General features: G+C 70.3%; 17 protein-coding genes. 7 read left to right on the top strand and 10 right to left on the bottom strand.

Annotated elements, in window-relative coordinates:
• Nucleotides 1–42: 42 nt before the first annotated feature.
• On the bottom strand, nucleotides 43–1,524 hold the full coding sequence (gene guaB / locus PKF00_RS25815; protein ID WP_271220215.1) for an IMP dehydrogenase: 1,482 nt from the start codon (nucleotides 1,522–1,524) through the stop codon (nucleotides 43–45).
• Between the two features lie 419 nt (nucleotides 1,525–1,943).
• On the opposite strand from guaB, the gene PKF00_RS25810 reads away from it, so the two are divergent.
• Together PKF00_RS25810 and PKF00_RS25805 are read left to right on the top strand one after the other, a co-directional pair.
• Nucleotides 1,944–2,945: a helix-turn-helix transcriptional regulator gene (locus tag PKF00_RS25810; RefSeq protein WP_271220214.1), complete on the top strand. Its 1,002-nt coding sequence runs from the start codon at nucleotides 1,944–1,946 to the stop codon at nucleotides 2,943–2,945.
• Nucleotides 2,946–3,018: 73 nt separating this feature from the next.
• On the top strand, nucleotides 3,019–3,396 hold the full coding sequence (locus PKF00_RS25805) for a DUF5319 family protein (protein ID WP_271220213.1): 378 nt from the start codon (nucleotides 3,019–3,021) through the stop codon (nucleotides 3,394–3,396).
• On the opposite strand, the gene PKF00_RS25800 is transcribed toward PKF00_RS25805, so the two are convergent.
• The 4 genes from PKF00_RS25800 to groES all read right to left on the bottom strand — a co-directional run bounded on the left by PKF00_RS25800 (nucleotide 3,357) and on the right by groES (nucleotide 6,592).
• Nucleotides 3,357–3,500, bottom strand: coding sequence for a hypothetical protein (locus tag PKF00_RS25800; RefSeq protein WP_271220212.1), 144 nt, complete (start codon nucleotides 3,498–3,500; stop codon nucleotides 3,357–3,359). The two genes, PKF00_RS25805 and PKF00_RS25800, sit on opposite strands and share 40 nt — an antisense overlap.
• A 151-nt stretch (nucleotides 3,501–3,651) precedes the next feature.
• Entirely contained in the window at nucleotides 3,652–4,290 is a 639-nt protein-coding gene (locus tag PKF00_RS25795) for a sigma-70 family RNA polymerase sigma factor (RefSeq protein ID WP_271220211.1), read from the bottom strand.
• A gap of 274 nt (nucleotides 4,291–4,564) precedes the next feature.
• Nucleotides 4,565–6,190, bottom strand: a complete 1,626-nt coding sequence (groL, locus tag PKF00_RS25790; RefSeq protein WP_271220210.1) for a chaperonin GroEL — start codon at nucleotides 6,188–6,190, stop codon at nucleotides 4,565–4,567.
• 90 nt (nucleotides 6,191–6,280) lie between these two features.
• Nucleotides 6,281–6,592 carry a co-chaperone GroES gene (gene groES, locus PKF00_RS25785; protein WP_184712660.1) on the bottom strand — a complete coding sequence of 104 codons (312 nt, stop codon included), beginning with the start codon at nucleotides 6,590–6,592 and terminating at the stop codon, nucleotides 6,281–6,283.
• A 330-nt stretch (nucleotides 6,593–6,922) separates the two neighbouring features.
• Here groES and PKF00_RS25780 point away from each other — a divergent pair, with 330 nt between their 5' ends.
• Nucleotides 6,923–7,561: a Uma2 family endonuclease gene (locus PKF00_RS25780; RefSeq protein ID WP_271220209.1), complete on the top strand. Its 639-nt coding sequence runs from the start codon at nucleotides 6,923–6,925 to the stop codon at nucleotides 7,559–7,561.
• A gap of 61 nt (nucleotides 7,562–7,622) precedes the next feature.
• Here the strand turns inward: PKF00_RS25780 and PKF00_RS25775 are convergent, their stop codons facing one another.
• On the bottom strand, nucleotides 7,623–7,838 hold the full coding sequence (locus PKF00_RS25775; RefSeq protein ID WP_271220208.1) for a hypothetical protein: 216 nt from the start codon (nucleotides 7,836–7,838) through the stop codon (nucleotides 7,623–7,625).
• 87 nt (nucleotides 7,839–7,925) lie between these two features.
• Between PKF00_RS25775 and PKF00_RS25770 the strand changes: the two genes are divergently transcribed.
• The 3 genes from PKF00_RS25770 to PKF00_RS25760 all read left to right on the top strand — a co-directional run bounded on the left by PKF00_RS25770 (nucleotide 7,926) and on the right by PKF00_RS25760 (nucleotide 11,280).
• Nucleotides 7,926–8,132 carry a hypothetical protein gene (locus PKF00_RS25770; protein ID WP_271220207.1) on the top strand — a complete coding sequence of 69 codons (207 nt, stop codon included), beginning with the start codon at nucleotides 7,926–7,928 and terminating at the stop codon, nucleotides 8,130–8,132.
• Between the two features lie 432 nt (nucleotides 8,133–8,564).
• Nucleotides 8,565–9,731: a class I SAM-dependent methyltransferase gene (locus PKF00_RS25765; RefSeq protein WP_271220206.1), complete on the top strand. Its 1,167-nt coding sequence runs from the start codon at nucleotides 8,565–8,567 to the stop codon at nucleotides 9,729–9,731.
• A 190-nt stretch (nucleotides 9,732–9,921) separates the two neighbouring features.
• Nucleotides 9,922–11,280, top strand: a complete 1,359-nt coding sequence (locus PKF00_RS25760) for a hypothetical protein (RefSeq protein WP_271220205.1) — start codon at nucleotides 9,922–9,924, stop codon at nucleotides 11,278–11,280.
• Between the two features lie 196 nt (nucleotides 11,281–11,476).
• On the opposite strand, the gene PKF00_RS25755 is transcribed toward PKF00_RS25760, so the two are convergent.
• Complete coding sequence (locus PKF00_RS25755; RefSeq protein WP_271220204.1) at nucleotides 11,477–11,989, bottom strand: MarR family winged helix-turn-helix transcriptional regulator; 513 nt, start codon at nucleotides 11,987–11,989, stop codon at nucleotides 11,477–11,479.
• 127 nt (nucleotides 11,990–12,116) lie between these two features.
• On the opposite strand from PKF00_RS25755, the gene PKF00_RS25750 reads away from it, so the two are divergent.
• On the top strand, nucleotides 12,117–13,175 hold the full coding sequence (locus PKF00_RS25750; protein WP_271220203.1) for an alkene reductase: 1,059 nt from the start codon (nucleotides 12,117–12,119) through the stop codon (nucleotides 13,173–13,175).
• A 34-nt stretch (nucleotides 13,176–13,209) separates the two neighbouring features.
• Here the strand turns inward: PKF00_RS25750 and tsaD are convergent, their stop codons facing one another.
• The 3 genes from tsaD to tsaB are packed head-to-tail and all read right to left on the bottom strand — an operon-like array spanning nucleotide 13,210 to nucleotide 15,375.
• The gene (gene tsaD, locus PKF00_RS25745; protein WP_271220202.1) at nucleotides 13,210–14,241 is read right to left on the bottom strand and encodes a tRNA (adenosine(37)-N6)-threonylcarbamoyltransferase complex transferase subunit TsaD; all 1,032 of its coding nucleotides are present in this window, start codon (nucleotides 14,239–14,241) and stop codon (nucleotides 13,210–13,212) included.
• Nucleotides 14,234–14,686, bottom strand: a complete 453-nt coding sequence (gene rimI, locus PKF00_RS25740) for a ribosomal protein S18-alanine N-acetyltransferase (protein WP_271220201.1) — start codon at nucleotides 14,684–14,686, stop codon at nucleotides 14,234–14,236. The genes tsaD and rimI overlap by 8 nt, the downstream gene beginning before the upstream one ends.
• The gene (gene tsaB / locus PKF00_RS25735) at nucleotides 14,683–15,375 is read right to left on the bottom strand and encodes a tRNA (adenosine(37)-N6)-threonylcarbamoyltransferase complex dimerization subunit type 1 TsaB (protein ID WP_271220200.1); all 693 of its coding nucleotides are present in this window, start codon (nucleotides 15,373–15,375) and stop codon (nucleotides 14,683–14,685) included. The genes rimI and tsaB overlap by 4 nt, the downstream gene beginning before the upstream one ends.
• Nucleotides 15,376–15,399 lie beyond the last annotated feature (24 nt).

Below are 15,399 nucleotides of genomic sequence, written 5' to 3'. Positions count from 1 at the left end.
GCGCCGTTCGCCCTCGGTGCCCGGGGCAGGACTCCCAGGACTCTATCGACGGTGGTAGTTCGGGGCTTCGACCGTCATCTGGATGTCGTGCGGGTGGCTCTCCTTGAGACCGGCCGCGGTGATCGGCATGAGCTCGCACCTGGTGTGCATCTCCTCGACCGTGCGGCACCCGGCGTACCACATGCCCTGACGCAGGCCGCCGACGAGCTGGTGGGCGACCGCGGCGACCGGGCCGCGGTAGGGCACCTGCCCCTCGATGCCCTCGGGGATGAACCTGTCCTCGCTGCCGACGTCGGCCTGGGCGTAGCGGTCCTTGCTGAAGGAGGCGCCGCCGCGCTCGCGGTTGCGGACCGCGCCGAGCGAGCCCATCCCCCGGTAGGACTTGAACTGCTTGCCGTTGATGAAGATCAGCTCACCCGGCGACTCCTCGCAGCCCGCCAGGAGCGAACCCAGCATGACCGTGTCCGCGCCGGCCGCGATGGCCTTGACGATGTCGCCGGAGTACTGGAGGCCGCCGTCGCCGATCACCGGGACCCCCGCGGGGCCCGCGGCGAGCGAGGCCTCGTGGATGGCCGTCACCTGCGGGGCGCCGACGCCCGCGACCACGCGGGTGGTGCAGATGGAGCCCGGTCCGACGCCGACCTTGACCGCGTCGGCCCCGGCGTCGACCAGCATCTGGGCTCCCGAGCGGGTGGCGATGTTGCCGCCGATGACCTCGACCCCGCTGTTGGCCTTGAGCTTGAAGATCATGTCGGCGAGGCCCTTGGAGTGGCCGTGCGCGACGTCCACGATGATGACGTCGACCCCGGCGTCGATCAGGGCCGCCGCGCGCTTCTCCGCGTCCTCCCCGACGCCGATGGCCGCCCCGACGACGAGCCTGCCGTCGGCGTCCTTGGTGGCCAGGGGGTACTGCTCGCTCTTGGTGAAGTCCTTGACGGTGATGAGCCCGCGGAGCCGTCCGCCCGCGTCGACCAGCGGAAGCTTCTCGATCTTGTTCTGCCTGAGCAGCGCGAACGCGTCGTCCCTGGAGACTCCGACCGGCGCGGTGACCAGCGGCATCTGGGTCATGACCTCGCGCACGGGGCGGCTGTGGTCGGTCTCGAAGCGCATGTCGCGGTTGGTGACGATGCCGACCAGCACGCCGGTCTCGTCGGTCACCGGGACGCCGGAGATCCGGTAGGTGGCGCACAGGCGCTCGACGTCGGCGAGGGTGTCCTCCGGCGAGCAGGTGACCGGGTTGGTGACCATCCCGGCCTCTGAACGCTTGACGAGGTCGGCCTGCTGCGCCTGGTCCTCGATGGAGAGGTTGCGGTGCAGGATGCCGATGCCGCCCTGGCGGGCCATCGCCACCGCCATCCGGGCCTCGGTGACCGTGTCCATCGCAGCGGAGATGAGCGGGATCCGCAGGGTGATGCCCCGCGACAGGCGCGCGCTGGTGTCGGCCTCACCCGGCTGCAGGTCCGAATAGGCGGGCACCAGGAGCACGTCGTCGAACGTGAGCCCGGCCTCGGTGAACTTTGCCATCTGCAACCCTCCTGCCGCGGCGCTCTCAGAGATGGGGAAAGGCGCCGGCCCCCCGGGTCACAGTTTAGAGTCTGGCTCCAAACCTGGAGGACACCGGGGAAACTTGGGGAACACCGGGGAAACTTGGGGAAAGGTGGGGAACCGAGCGGTCGGTGACCCGCTCGGTCCCCCGGTCACCGGCAGGCGGCGTGGGAGGCGGCACGCCGCCGGACCCCCCTCCGCGTCCGAACGGCCATCGCACCCGCGCCGCTTGCCGACGCTGCGTAAAGTTTGCGTCACAGTCCGTTCATCCGCAATGTACAAACGTGCAATTGCACGAAGTTGCACCCTCGGTGGGCCAGTAGGGCCAACGCCCGGACAGAGGTGATTAGGGACGTTATCCTCACGGGACGTCGTGTCACCTCAGGAGCCTGTAGCCGATGCGTACCGACACACCGCCCCTGCAAAGCCTGGGCTTCACCTCGACCCAGATCTCCCTGTACAACGCGGTGCTGCGCCTGCACCGCGCCACCTGCGCCGAGCTGGCCGAGGCCACGAACGGCGCGCCGGAGCCGCTGAGCCGCGAGTTGGCGACGCTCGTGAAGCTGGGCGTGGTCGACGAACAGGGCGGGGAGTACCTCGCCAGGCACCCCGCGACGGCCCTCGGCCACCTGGTCGCCGACCGCCTCGACCGGCTCGCCGAGGAGAGCCGGACGATCGACACCGTGGTCGGGTCGATCCGCGACTTCATCCACCAGTACGACGCGGGCCGCGACTACCAGACCGGCCAGTTCTCGGTGGACCTGGTCGGCGGGGCCGACGAACTCTACGAGAGCGTGATCGGCATGGCCGTGCAGGCGCCGCCGCTCGAGCTGCTGTCGGTCATCCCCGACCGGCGGACGATGAGCGACTTCGCGCACCGGTACGCCGACCAGTGGATCGGCGCCCAGAACGACGGCCTGCTGGCCTCCAGGAGCATCATCCCGGTCCACACGCTGGAGATACCCGGCCTACGGGACAAGCTGGACCAGTTCCAGCGGGCGGGGGCCAGGATCCGCACCCTCGACGCGGTGCCGAGCTGGTTCCTGGTCGCCGGGACGGAGGCCGCGGGCATGCCCGCCAGGTGGGGCGGCGCGCTGGCGGAGAACGCCTACAACTTCCACCTGGTCAGGACAGCCGTCGTGGTCGCGGCGCTGCGCTCGCTGTTCGAGGAGTTGTGGGCCCGCGCGGCGCCGCTGCCGTGGACGCACGGCTGCGACGGGGTGACCCAGGTGCTGCGCCTGGCGGCCCAGGGGGTCTGCGACGAGATGATCGCCCGGCAGCTGGGGATCTCGGTGCGGACGGTCCGCGCCCGGTTCGCCGACGCCATGGCCGAGCTGGGCGCGCAGTCACGGTTCCAGGCCGGCGCCGAGGCGGCCAGGCGCGGCTGGCTGACGCGGTAGGCGGGGCGGGCGGCCTCGCCCGGCTCATGCGGTTCGGGGGCTGTTTGACACATCAAGGCCATAAGGTGGGATCGTGCTCGACGATGTCCCTCGCGACCCGTTCGCGGACGATCCCGACGACCCGGCGGCGGCGCTGGGCGAGGCGGACGCGTCCCAGCCGCTGACCTCGGCCGAACGCGACGAGGCCATGACGGACCTCGCCGACGTGGAGGTCTTCCGCTCCCTCCTGGAGCCACAGGGCGTGCTCGGCCTGGTGCTCGACTGCCCCGAGTGCGGCGAGCAGCACTACTTCGACTGGGAGCTCCTGCGCGGCAACCTGCGCCAGATGATCGAGAACGGCCAGCCGCAGGTCCACGAACCCGCCTACCAGCCCGACCCGACCGACTACGTCACCTGGGAGTACGCCAGAGGTTACGTCGACGGCGTGATCGACACCGAGGAGCACCGCTGATCGACGTCGTCGACCAGTGCGGCCAGCAGGGCGACGGCGGCGTCGGAGGAGGAGACGGGCCTCCTCAGTGACAGCGCCTCGAGCACCGTGTCCGTCGCGGTCACGGCGGGGTCTTCCTCAGGCCCGTATCTCCGGGTCGGGCGCCGAGGATGGACCGCTGTCATGGGCGCGCCCGTTCGGAGGCCTCGCCGGTCCGGCGAGACCTGTTCGGCGCGGCGTGCCGGCGCCGCGGGACCCGGCTCGACTGCTCGCCGGTCAAGCTATCGACTCCAGCTCCGCCATCGCGCGCAACCGGGCCAGCGCCCTGTGCTGGGCGACGCGAACCGCACCTGGTGACATGCCCAGTACATTACCCGTCTCCTCGGCGGACAGCCCCGACACCACTCGGAGCATGAGCAGCTCCCGCTGGTTGTCGGGGAGCCTGGACAGCAGCCTGCGGGCGTGCTCCGCCTCGATGTAGCGGACCACGGTCTCCTCGGGCCCCGGGCCCTCGTCGGGCCCGTCGGGGAGGTCCTGGGTGGGCACGGCGGAGCGCACCGAGCTGCGCAGCGCGTCGGCCACCTTGTGGGAGGCGATACCGAAGACGAAGGACGCGAAAGGCCGCCCCATGTCACGGTAACGAGGCAGGGCGGACAGCACCGCGATGCACACTTCCTGGGCCACGTCGTCCGCGATGTGGTACTGACCGGAAACCCGGCCAAGACGCGCACGACAATAACGGACGACCATTGGTCGTAGCTGCGCGATCAGGGATTCGATCGCGGTGCGATCTCCCTGAACGGCGAGGCTCGTCAGATCCTTGAGATCATCCCGGTGGGCAATCCCCTCAGATCTCGTCGCAAGCCTTACCCCACTTTTGGCGTCGGCGACGCATCCCTCGGTCACGTTAGGCATGATGCCCGCCCCGGTCGGACCTGTCGTCATGGCAAACGGCTACGGATTGGTCACATTGAGACGGAGATAACGGTATGTAATCACCCGACCACAGTAAGCCTTTGGTCGTGAAGAAATATTTCGCTTCATTGCCGAATATGTCGGCCATTGGTTAGGAGAAACTTTACTCCTCCGCCCCATCACCCCATGACGCTTTGAGACCTGTTTCGGTTTACCGGAAAACGCAAACGGCTCGCGTCTCCGGGGAGACGCGAGCCGTACGGACCTGTGGGGATCAGTGGCCGTGGCCGTGCCCGTGGCCGTGGCCGCCGGCCGCGGCCGGAGCCTCCTCCTCGGGCTTGTCCACCACGAGGGCCTCGGTCGTCAGCAGCATGCCGGCGATGGAGGCGGCGTTCTGGACGGCCGAGCGGGTGACCTTGACCGGGTCGATGACGCCCTGGGCGACCAGGTCGACGTACTCGCCGGTGGCGGCGTTGAGGCCCTGGCCCACGGGGAGCTCGGCGACCTTGGTCGTCACGACGTAGCCCTCGAGGCCGGCGTTCTCCGCGATCCAGCGGGCGGGCTCGATGAGCGCCTTGCGGACGACCGCGACACCGGTCGCCTCGTCGCCGGTCAGGCCCAGGTCGTCGAGGGCCTTGGAGACGTGGACGAGCGCGGAGCCACCGCCGGAGACGATGCCCTCCTCGATCGCGGCGCGCGTCGCGGAGATGGCGTCCTCGAGACGGTGCTTCTTCTCCTTGAGCTCCACCTCGGTGGCCGCGCCGACCTTCAGCACGCAGACGCCGCCGGAGAGCTTCGCCAGACGCTCCTGGAGCTTCTCGCGGTCCCAGTCGGAGTCGGACTGCTCGATGGCGAGCTTGATCTCCTTGACGCGGTCGGCGATCGCCTGCGCGTCACCGGCGCCGTCGACGACGGTGGTGCTGTCCTTGGTGATCACGACGCGACGGGCGGTGCCGAGCACCTCGAGGCCGACGTGCTCGAGCTTGAGGCCGACCTCCTCGCTGACGACCTCGCCGCCGGTGAGGATGGCGATGTCCTGCAGCATGGCCTTGCGGCGGTCACCGAAGCCCGGCGCCTTGACCGCGACCGAGGTGAAGGTGCCACGGATCTTGTTCGTGACCAGGACCGCCAGGGCCTCGCCCTCGACGTCCTCGGCGATGACCAGCAGCGCCTTCTTGGTCTGGGCGACCTTCTCCAGCAGCGGCAGGAAGTCCGCGACCGAGGAGACCTTGTTCTGGTTGATCAGGATGTAGGGGTCCTCGAGAACCGCCTCCATGCGCTCCTGGTCGGTGACCATGTAGGGCGACAGGTAACCCTTGTCGAACTGGAGGCCCTCGGTGAACTCCAGCTCGAGGCCCATGGTGTTGGACTCCTCGACGGTGATGACACCGTCCTTGCCCACCTTGTCGAACGCCTCGGCGATCAGCTCGCCGATCTTGGCGTCCTGCGCGGAGATCGTCGCCACGTGGGCGATCTCCTTCTTGTCCTCGACCGGCCTGGCGGACTCGATCAGCCTGTCGCTGACGGCCCTGGCCGCGATGTCGATGCCGCGCTTGAGGGACAACGGCTGGGCGCCCGCCGCGACGTTGCGCAGACCCTCGCGGACCATCGCCTGGGCGAGGACGGTCGCGGTGGTCGTGCCGTCACCGGCGATGTCGTTGGTCTTGGTGGCGACTTCCTTGGCCAGCTGAGCGCCGAGGTTCTCGTACGGCTTGTCCAGCTCGACCTCACGCGCGATGGTGACACCGTCGTTGGTGATGGTCGGCGCACCGAACTTCTTGTCGATGACGACGTTGCGGCCACGCGGGCCGAGGGTCACCTTGACTGCGTCGGCGAGAGCGTTCACACCGCGCTCAAGAGCGCGGCGCGCGTCCTCCTCGAACGACAGGATCTTCGGCATGCTAATCCTCTCTAAAAGTACGTCGGCGCATCAAAGCCCCGGGCGCTCTCGCGACCCGGGGCTCGATACGTCATCTTTGTGAAGCGTGGATTACTTCTCGATGATGGCGAGCACGTCGCGAGCGGAGAGCACGAGGTACTCCTCGCCGCCGTACTTCACCTCGGTGCCGCCGTACTTGCTGTAGAGGACAACGTCGCCCTCCTTGACGTCGAGCGGAATCCGCTTGTCGCCGTCCTCGTCCCAGTTGCCGGGGCCAACCGCGAGGACCTTGCCCTCCTGCGGCTTCTCCTTGGCGGTGTCCGGGATGACGAGGCCGGAAGCAGTGGTCTGCTCGGCCTCGAGCGGCTGGACCACAATGCGGTCGCCGAGCGGCTTAACGGGAACCTTGGTGGCGGTCGTCACGTCGGACCTCCCCTTCAGATTTGAATGATCTAGAAGAGGCGACCAGCGGTCTGCCGTCGCGGGTGTCAGACCTGCCTCGTCGCATGTATCTGGCACTCTCACCGGGAGAGTGCCAATACGGAACAGTATGCAAGGTGGCCTTGACAGTCAACACGAACCGCCCCCGTGCGCCGTACGCGAACGTCAAACCCTCCGTCGCGCGGCGGTTCCCGCGCTTCCGGGCGACACCGCGCCCCACTTCGGGGAACATACGAGGAGATGAGCGAGCACCAAGGGGAATGTGACCCGATGACCACACACGGTGACGGGAGCGACGCTACGGTGAACGACGTGACCAGCACGATGAGCGAGGAAACGAGCACGCTGCGCGAGGCCGGCGACCCGCTCGCCAACTGGCCCTACCCCCCGCCGGGCGGGTGGACGGCCGACGACCTCGACCGGCTTCCCCAGGAAGGCCCCCACGGCGAGCCGGACTTCTTCAAGCACGTCGAACTCGTCGATGGAGCCCTCATCTTCACGTCCCCCCAGAAGCGTTTCCACGATGTCATGATCCGCAGGCTGGCGAGCAGCTTCGAGGACCAGGTGCCCGACCACCTCGCGGTGGCCACCCAGATGGACGTCGTGCTCGGCCCGCGACAGCGCCCCTGTCCCGATGTGCTTCTCATCGACGCCGCCCTGGACCAAGAGCACGACCGCACCTCCTACACCCCTGGCGAAGTCCACCTGATCGTGGAGGTGGTCTCCCCCGAGTCCGAGTTCCGGGATCGGGAGGTCAAGCCCGGACGTTACGCGGAGGCCGGGATCCCGAACTTCTGGCGTGTCGAGGCGGAGAACGGCAAGCCGGTCCTGTACATCTACGAGCTCGATCCCGCGACGCACCTGTACGTCCCCACCGGGATCTACCACGACAAGATCTCGCTCCAGACCCCCTTCCCCATTGACCTCGATCTGGGTGGCCTGCTGCGCTGAGGCGACGGCCACGCGTTCCGGCGGTTCGAGGGCCCGGAGGCGGCGGCGGGAACAGGCGCGCTCATTTGACGCCGCATCGAGGTTCGGCGCAGGTGAGCAACCTCAGGACGCTGCCGGACCTCAGGTCGTCGTGGGCGTCCGCCCACAGCACGCGAGGCCGTCCGTCGGCCCCGACCCGCAGGTCGACGGGGCCGGGAAAGACCTCCGTGGTCGCGATCCTGACCGAGGAGCGGTCGCCGCGCCCGGTGGCTCGGCAGGCGACGAGGACGAGGTCCACCTCGCCGGAGGGGCTGTCCGCGTAGGTCGCGACGAGGATCCGGCCCTGGTCGTCTCCCGGCAGTCGGAGGCGCCGCAGGACACCGTCGTGACGGAGCGGGCCCTGCGGGCCAAGAAGGCGATCACCACCCTGCCGTCCGGGGGCACCGCGATGTCGAGCGGCCGGGACAGGGAACCGGTGGCCAACGAGGGCGCCGAAGGGAGCTTGACGGCCTTCGGTCTCGGGCATGCGAGATCGTCGCAGGAGACCAGCCCGAGTTCGGCGTCCCCCTCTCCCTCTTCGGGAAGCGCGTAGGCGACGAGGAACCGGACGGCTCCCATGCGGGTGTGACCGGGGGCGCCGCGCTCTCCTCGACGGACATCGCGACCTCTCCACTCGTGATCGTGTGACGCGATATGCATGAAGCCCTGCGGATAAACGCTTCTTTCATTGTTCATCCACAAGATCCTCTGGTTTCTGTCCGGCCAGGGCATTACCGGTCAACACGCTTTCCTCGCGGGCCGGAGTTTCCCTTCTCCTCTCGTACTCCCATGGGATCCCTTCTCGTACTCCCATGGGGCGGAATGGCCTCCTCGCGTCGATCCGGGTGGCGGCGGGAGCGTTTCCTCTCCGCCCGCGCCCGCCCGCCGTGTCCATCCGCGCCCGCCCGCCGCGCCTGCCTGTTCCCGCCCGTCGCGCCTCGCGCTCCGGACCGCCCGCCGACCCGAGGCGGTAGCGTCGGGTGGCGTGGAGCTTGACGCATTCCGGGAGTTGTTGACGCCCAGGGGCCAGGAAGCCCTGGAGGCGGCGGCCGAGATCGCGGGCGACGACCCGGTCGCGGCGGTGACGCGGCTCAGGAGGACCTACGACGCCGACCTGACCTCGGCCGCGTTCACCCAGGCCACGCTCAGGCGGCGCGCGGTCGAGAAGTTCGGCGCGGACGCCGCCCTGATGTACTTCACCCAGGCCGGCCTCGAGCAGTCGACGCGCCGCGAGGTGGCCGACCACCGCGCGCGGCGCATCGCGCCGGGCTCCCGGGTCGCCGACGTCTGCTGCGGCATCGGCGGGGACGTCCTCGCCCTGGCCAGGGCGGGGTGCGTGGTCGAGGCCGTGGACGCCGACCCGCTCACCGCCGCGATCGCCCAGGCGAACGCCGACGCCCTGGGATTCGGCGACCGGGTCTCCGTCCGCGCGGCGGACGCCTCGACGGTCGACCCCCGCGCCTATGACGTCCTGTTCGCCGACCCCGCCCGCCGTACCGCGCGGGGCAGGACCTTCGACCCGACGGCTTACTCGCCTCCCTGGCCCGAGGTGCTCGAAATGGCTGCGAAGGCGCGGGCCGCGTGCCTGAAGGTCGCTCCCGGCATCGGCTACGAGTTCCTCCCCGAGGACGCGGAGGCCGAGTGGGTCTCGCACCGGGGCGAGGTCAAGGAGGCCGTGATCTGGTGCGGCGGGCTGGCGGGCGAGGCGGAACGCAGGGCCACGATGCTGCCGTCCGGCGAGACGATGACACCCGATCCCGCGCTCGGCGAGGCGGAGTGCGGCGCCGTCGGACGTTACGTCCACGAGCCTGACGGCGCGGCGATCCGGGCCCACCTCGTCGCGGAGGTGGCCGCCGAGGTCGGCGGCCGCCTGATCGACCCGCGCATCGCCTACATCACCGGGGACGTCGCGGCGCGGACGCCGTGGGCGTCGCGGTACGAGGTCCACGAGGTGCTGCCGTTCTCACTCAAGCGGCTGCGAGCGGCGTTGCGCGAGCGCGGGGTCGGGAACGCGACGATCAAAAAACGGGGTTCCGCGGTCGACGTCGAACGCCTGAGAAAGGACCTGCGGCTTTCCGGCGGCGAATCCGCGGTCGTCATTCTCACCCGGATCGCAGAAAGGCCGTTCGCCCTGATCTGCACACCCTCCTGAACTGGCAAAACGGTATATCAGCGCAATTCACCGGCAATCGCGATCTTTTAAATTCGGCACGGAAAACCCTTGATCCAGAGGCTAGGGTTGCCGGGCGGGAGTTCGCCCCGCCTGCGGTTCGACCGCGTTCCTCAGCATGCCGTACCGATCCCACCGCGCGGCCGACCGTCGGCGAGTGAAGGAGCTTTCTGTGGATCACTCCGACCACACCCTGCTCCAGGCAGGCAGCCAGACCGCCATCTCCGACCGGATGCGCGAGCTCCTGGCCCGCGCCGCCCAGGACCACGTGTACGAGCAGCGCACCCAGGGCGCGGTGCTGGACGAGATCCGTCAGCGTCTCGAGGGCATGGAGTGGCTGCTGCGGGAGGTCAGGGAGCGCGAGCTGGGCGGGCTCAACGGCACGCTGGAGTCCGTCAACGGCCGTCTCGACGACATCTCCGCCCGCCCTCCCGCGTGGGCGGAGGGCCTCGCCCAGCACGTCGAGGCGGTCCGCGACCACGTGGACGCCGTCGGCGAGCGCGTCCAGTCCGTCGGCGAGGGCGTCGAGTCGGTGCGACGGCGGGTCGTCCCCCTCGCCGAGCTGCCGAGCCTGTGGGCCGACGTCGGAGCCGTGGGTGAGAACGTCGAGGAGACGCTCGTCCGCCTCGGGACGATCGTCGACGACGCGCGGGGGACGGGCGACCTGGTCGGGGACGTCGCCAGGCGTCTGGGCCACATCCAGACGAGCATGGAGGCGGCGGCGGTCCGGTTCACCCGCCTGGACAAGGCGCTGGGCGAGCTGTCCCAGCGCGCGGCGCGGCTCGAGGCGGGGATGCCCGAGCTGACCGCGAGCCTCCGCGGGATCGACGAGCGTCTGGCCGCCCTCGACGAGCGGGCGTCCGCGACGGGCGTCCGCGTGGCCTCGGTCGACGCCCGCCTCGGCGAGGTCGCCGTCCGCCACGAGGGACGGTTCGACACGCTCGACGAGCGCCTCGACGACGTCGAGGGCCGGGTCACCGGCCGGATCGAGGTCGTCGACTCCCGCCTGCGCGCGCTGGACGGCCGCGCCGAGCGGGCCTCGGAGCGTCTCGAAAACGTGGACGAGCGCGTCACGGCGGTCGCGGAGCACCTCGGAGGCGTGGACGAGCATGTCACGGCGGTCGCGGAGCACCTCGGAGGCGTGGACGAACGCGTCGCGGAGGTCGCGGAGCACCTCGGAGGCGTGGACGAGCGCGTCACGGCGGTCGCGGAGCGTCTTGGAAGGCTGGCGGCGGTCATGGACATCGGCGACGCCCACCGGAACATCGACACGCTCCTCACCGCCCAGGCCGACGACCAGGCCAAGCGCTTCGACTCGCTGGACGACCGCCTCGCCCAGGCCCGTTCCTCCCTCGTCCCCCTGGCCGACATGCTCCGTGCCCAGCCCGACCGCGAGCAGCTCGCCGAGGCCCTGACCCGGATCATGGAGCCCGCCCGCGCCGACCTCACCCGCCGTCTCGGCGCGCTCGAGGAGACCATGCTGGCGCTCGCCGAGGCGCTTCTGCGTCCCACCCGCAACGACAAGGACTGATCCCCGCACGGGAGCCGCACGAAAGCTGTGCAGGAGCCATACGGGAGCCGTCGCGGCCGTACGCCGTGGGCCCCGCGAGCGGCCCGCGACCAACTGCGGACCGGCCCCGCGACCGGCCCCGGACCGGCGTCACGACCGGCCCCGAGGCGGCGTGCGCGAGTCCCCTGACGGGCGGCGGCCTCTCGTCGGCGACCGCTCAGCAGAGGCCGTGGTGCTGCTCCGGGTCGTTCGCCATCACCTCGCGGCACAGGTTGCCTCTGACCACGTTCAGCAGGGAGGTCAGCTCGTCGGCCTGTTCGGGGGTCAGGCCGTGGGTCATCCTCCGGTGCACCTCCGTCAGGACGCGGTCGACCTCGGGGCGCAGCGCGTCTCCCTTCGGGGTCGTGCTCACGATGCTGACACGACGGTTGGCCGGGCTGGGGGTGCGGCTGATGAACCCGCTGCGCTCGAGACGCTGCAGGGTCTTGGTCATCGTGGACATGTCGATGCCGATGATCTTGGCCAGCGCGTTCTGCGGCTGCGGGCCGTTCTCCCAGATCACGGCCAGCGCGCGTTCCTGGCCGGGGTACAGGTCGATCTCCGCGAGGAGACTGGCGAGCAGCGTGCGGTGACCGCGCGTGGCCTGGACGATCATGCAGTTCAGGGTGTCGTTGGACCTTCCACAGGCCTCGACCTCCTCCAGCCCTTCGTCAAGCCGTGAAACCGTCATCTCAAGCCTCCGTTCGGGATCCAGCCTACCGCTTGCAAGTTGGCCGCCCAAGTTGTAGAACTAGCCATTGGTCGACCAAGTTGGTCGCCCAAGTTAGCCGACCAAGTCGATCTCGTAAGGACATGACATGCCGTTCTCGCCGTTCAAGCTCGGCCGACTCGAGCTGCCCAACCGCCTGGTCATGGCTCCCATGACCCGCTCACGCGCCTACGTCGACGGGATCCCCTCCTCGCTGACCGCGCTGTACTACGCGCAGCGGGCCTCAGCGGGCCTGATCATCAGCGAGGGAGTGCAGCCGAGCCCGGCGGGCAAGGGATACATGGACACCCCGGGCCTGCACACCGACGAGCAGGTGGCCGGATGGCGCGAGGTCACCGACGCCGTCCACTCCTCGGGCGGCCGGATCTTCGCGCAGCTGATGCACGCGGGCCGGGTCGGCCACCCGGACAACGCCGGCGCCCTGCCCGTCGCGCCGTCCGCCGTGGGGCCGACGACGCAGATCTTCACCCCGAACGGCATGCAGGACATCCCCACCCCCGTCGCGCTGTCCACCGAGGAGGTCGAGGCGACCATCGGGGACTTCGCCGACGCCGCCCGCCGCGCCGTCGACGCCGGATTCGACGGGGTCGAACTGCACGGTGCGAACGGCTACCTCATCCACCAGTTCCTGTCGCAGAACGCCAACCTGCGCGACGACCGGTTCGGCGGATCCGTCGAGGGCCGGATCCGCTTCGCCGTCGAGACCGCGAAGGCGGTCGCGGAGGCGATCGGCCCCTCCCGGGTCGGCATCAGGATCTCCCCCGCCACCGGCGTCCAGGACCTGGCCGAGGACGACGCGCACGAGGTCTACCCGGCGCTGCTGGCCGAGCTCTCCGAGCTGGACCTGGTCTACCTGCATCACCTTGCGGGCGGCTCGGCCGAGCTCGACGGACGGATCCGCTCGCTCTGGCCGCACACGCTCGTCGTCAACGACCCCACCAGGGGCGAGCCCGCCGCCGCCGTGGCCCACTGGCTCGGCCAGGGCGCCGACCTGGTCTCGCTGGGCAGGGCGTTCCTGGCCAACCCCGACCTGCCGGTGCGTCTGCGCCTCGGCGCGCCGCTCAACGAGGCCGACTTCGACAAGGCCTTCGGCGGCGACCACACCGGCTACACCGACTACCCGACGCTCGCCCTGCACCCGGCGTAGAAGCCCCGCTCACCCGTGGACGGCGGTGCCCCGCTCACACGTGGATGGTGGTGATCGGAAGCGAGGAGTCGGCGGGGATGTCCAGGAGTGAGGGGGCGACTCCGGCCGCGACCAGGTCGGAGCCCAGCGCGGCCACCATCGCCCCGTTGTCGGTGCACAGTCCGGGACGGGGGACGCGCAGCCGCACACCCGCGGCGTCGCATCGTTCCTGGGCCAGGGCCCGCAGCCGGGAGTTGGCCGCCACGCCGCCGCCGATCAGCAGGTCTCGCACACCGTGCTCCTCGCACGCCCGCAGCGCCTTGCGGGTCAGCACGTCGACCACCGCCTCCTGGAAGGAGGCCGCCACGTCGGGCACGTGAATCGACTCGCCGGAGCGCTGCCTGGCCTCGACCCAGCGGGCCACGGCGGTCTTCAGCCCGGAGAAGGAGAAGTCGAGCGTCCCGTCGTCGTACTTGCCGCGTGGGAAGGCGATGGCCGTGCCGGAGCCGTCCCCCGCCACCCGGTCGATGTGGGGGCCGCCGGGGAAGGGCAGGCCGAGCACCCGCGCGACCTTGTCGAACGCCTCCCCCGCCGCGTCGTCGACGGTCGAGCCGAGCGGGATGACCTCCCTGGCGACGTCGGGCACCAGCAGCAGGGAGGAGTGCCCGCCGGAGACCAGCATCGCGATGCAGGGCTTGGGCAGGGCGCCGTGTTCGAGCTGGTCCACGGCGACGTGGGCGGCCAGGTGGTTCACGCCGTACAGGGGCACGCCAAGTCCCAGTGAGTAGGCCTTGGCGGCGGCGACGCCGACGAGCAGGGCGCCCGCCAGGCCCGGTCCCGCGGTCACCGCGATCGCGTCGACGTCGGTGAAGCGCAGGCCGGCCTGGTCCAGCGCCCGCTCGATCGTCGGAGTCATGGCCTCCAGGTGCGCGCGGGAGGCCACCTCGGGCACCACCCCGCCGAAACGGGCGTGCTGCTCGACGCTGGAGGCGATCGTGTTGGCCAGCAGGGTGTGGCCCCTGACGATGCCGACGCCTGTCTCGTCGCAGGAGGTCTCGATGCCCAGCACCAGGGGTTCGTCACGCATTGAGGTCCTTCTTCATCATGATCGCGTCGGTGCCGTCCTCGTAGTATCGGCGGCGCACACCGATCCGCCCGAACCCGAACCGGTCGTAGACCGCCTGGGCCTCGGGGTTGTCCGCGCGCACCTCGAGGAAGATCGACTGTGCGCCCCGCCGTACGGCCTCGGCCAGCAGCTCGGCCAGCATCGCACCGCCGATCCCCGCCCGCCGGTGGGTCTCGGAGACGGCGATGGTCTGCACGTCTGCCTGGTCGCCCGCCGCGAAGAGCCCGGCGTAGCCCACGATCTCCTCGCCGACGAGGGCGACCACGTAGTGCCTGGTCCTCGGCTGGTCGTCCAGCTCGCCCCTGAGCATCCCCTCGCTCCAGGCGTCGAGGGGAAAGGTGTCCCGCTCGATCTTCATCACCGCGGGCAGGTCGTCCATGGTCATCTGCCGCAACGTCGCGGTCATGTGGAGACCTTCTTCGGCGCCGAGGGCACCTGGGCGTCGGGACGGCGCAGGTAGATCGGGTGGGGCAGGCTCAGCACGGGGTGCGTGCCGCTCTCGACCACCTCCCTGACGTCCTGCTCGCCGAGCTGCCCGAGCTGCTCGGCCGCCAGCGCCGCCAGCGCGCCCGCGAAGGGGTACTCGGGCGCGTCCAGCAGGCGGGAGGCGCCGACGACCTCGGCGTACATCCGCGCTCCCGCGCCGACGAGCGGCAGGTCCTGCGGCAGGTCCTGGGGTTTGTCCACCGAGGGCCCGGACAGGCGGGTCCGCCGGTCCTCGTAGTGGCCCCAGAAGACCTCCTTGCGCCGCGCGTCGGTGGCGACCAGGAACGGCTCGGCCAGCCCGCTGCCGTAGGCGACGGCGTCGAGCGTGCAGACGCCGTACGCCGGGACGCCCAGCGAGGCCGCCAGGGCCTGGGCGGTCACCAGGCCGACTCTCAGCCCGGTGTAGGGGCCGGGGCCCGTGCCCGCGACGACGGTGGTGACGTCGGCGAGCGCGACCCCCGCCTCTCGCAGGACGGTCTCGATCGTGGGCACGAGCAGCTCACCGTGGCGACGCGCGTCAACCGTCGTCGCCTCCGCGAGAACCCTCTCGCCGTCGTGCAACGCTGCGGTGACGGCGGGGGTTGCGGTATCAAAGGCCAGGACCAGCACGAACAGTTAGCCTAGCCCGTCCCG

It is taken from the genome of Streptosporangium carneum, assembly GCF_027922005.1.
GTDB lineage: Bacteria > Actinomycetota > Actinomycetes > Streptosporangiales > Streptosporangiaceae > Streptosporangium > Streptosporangium carneum.
The sequence above is the reverse complement of the archived record's forward strand: the minus strand, read 5'-3'. Positions and strand labels throughout refer to the sequence as shown.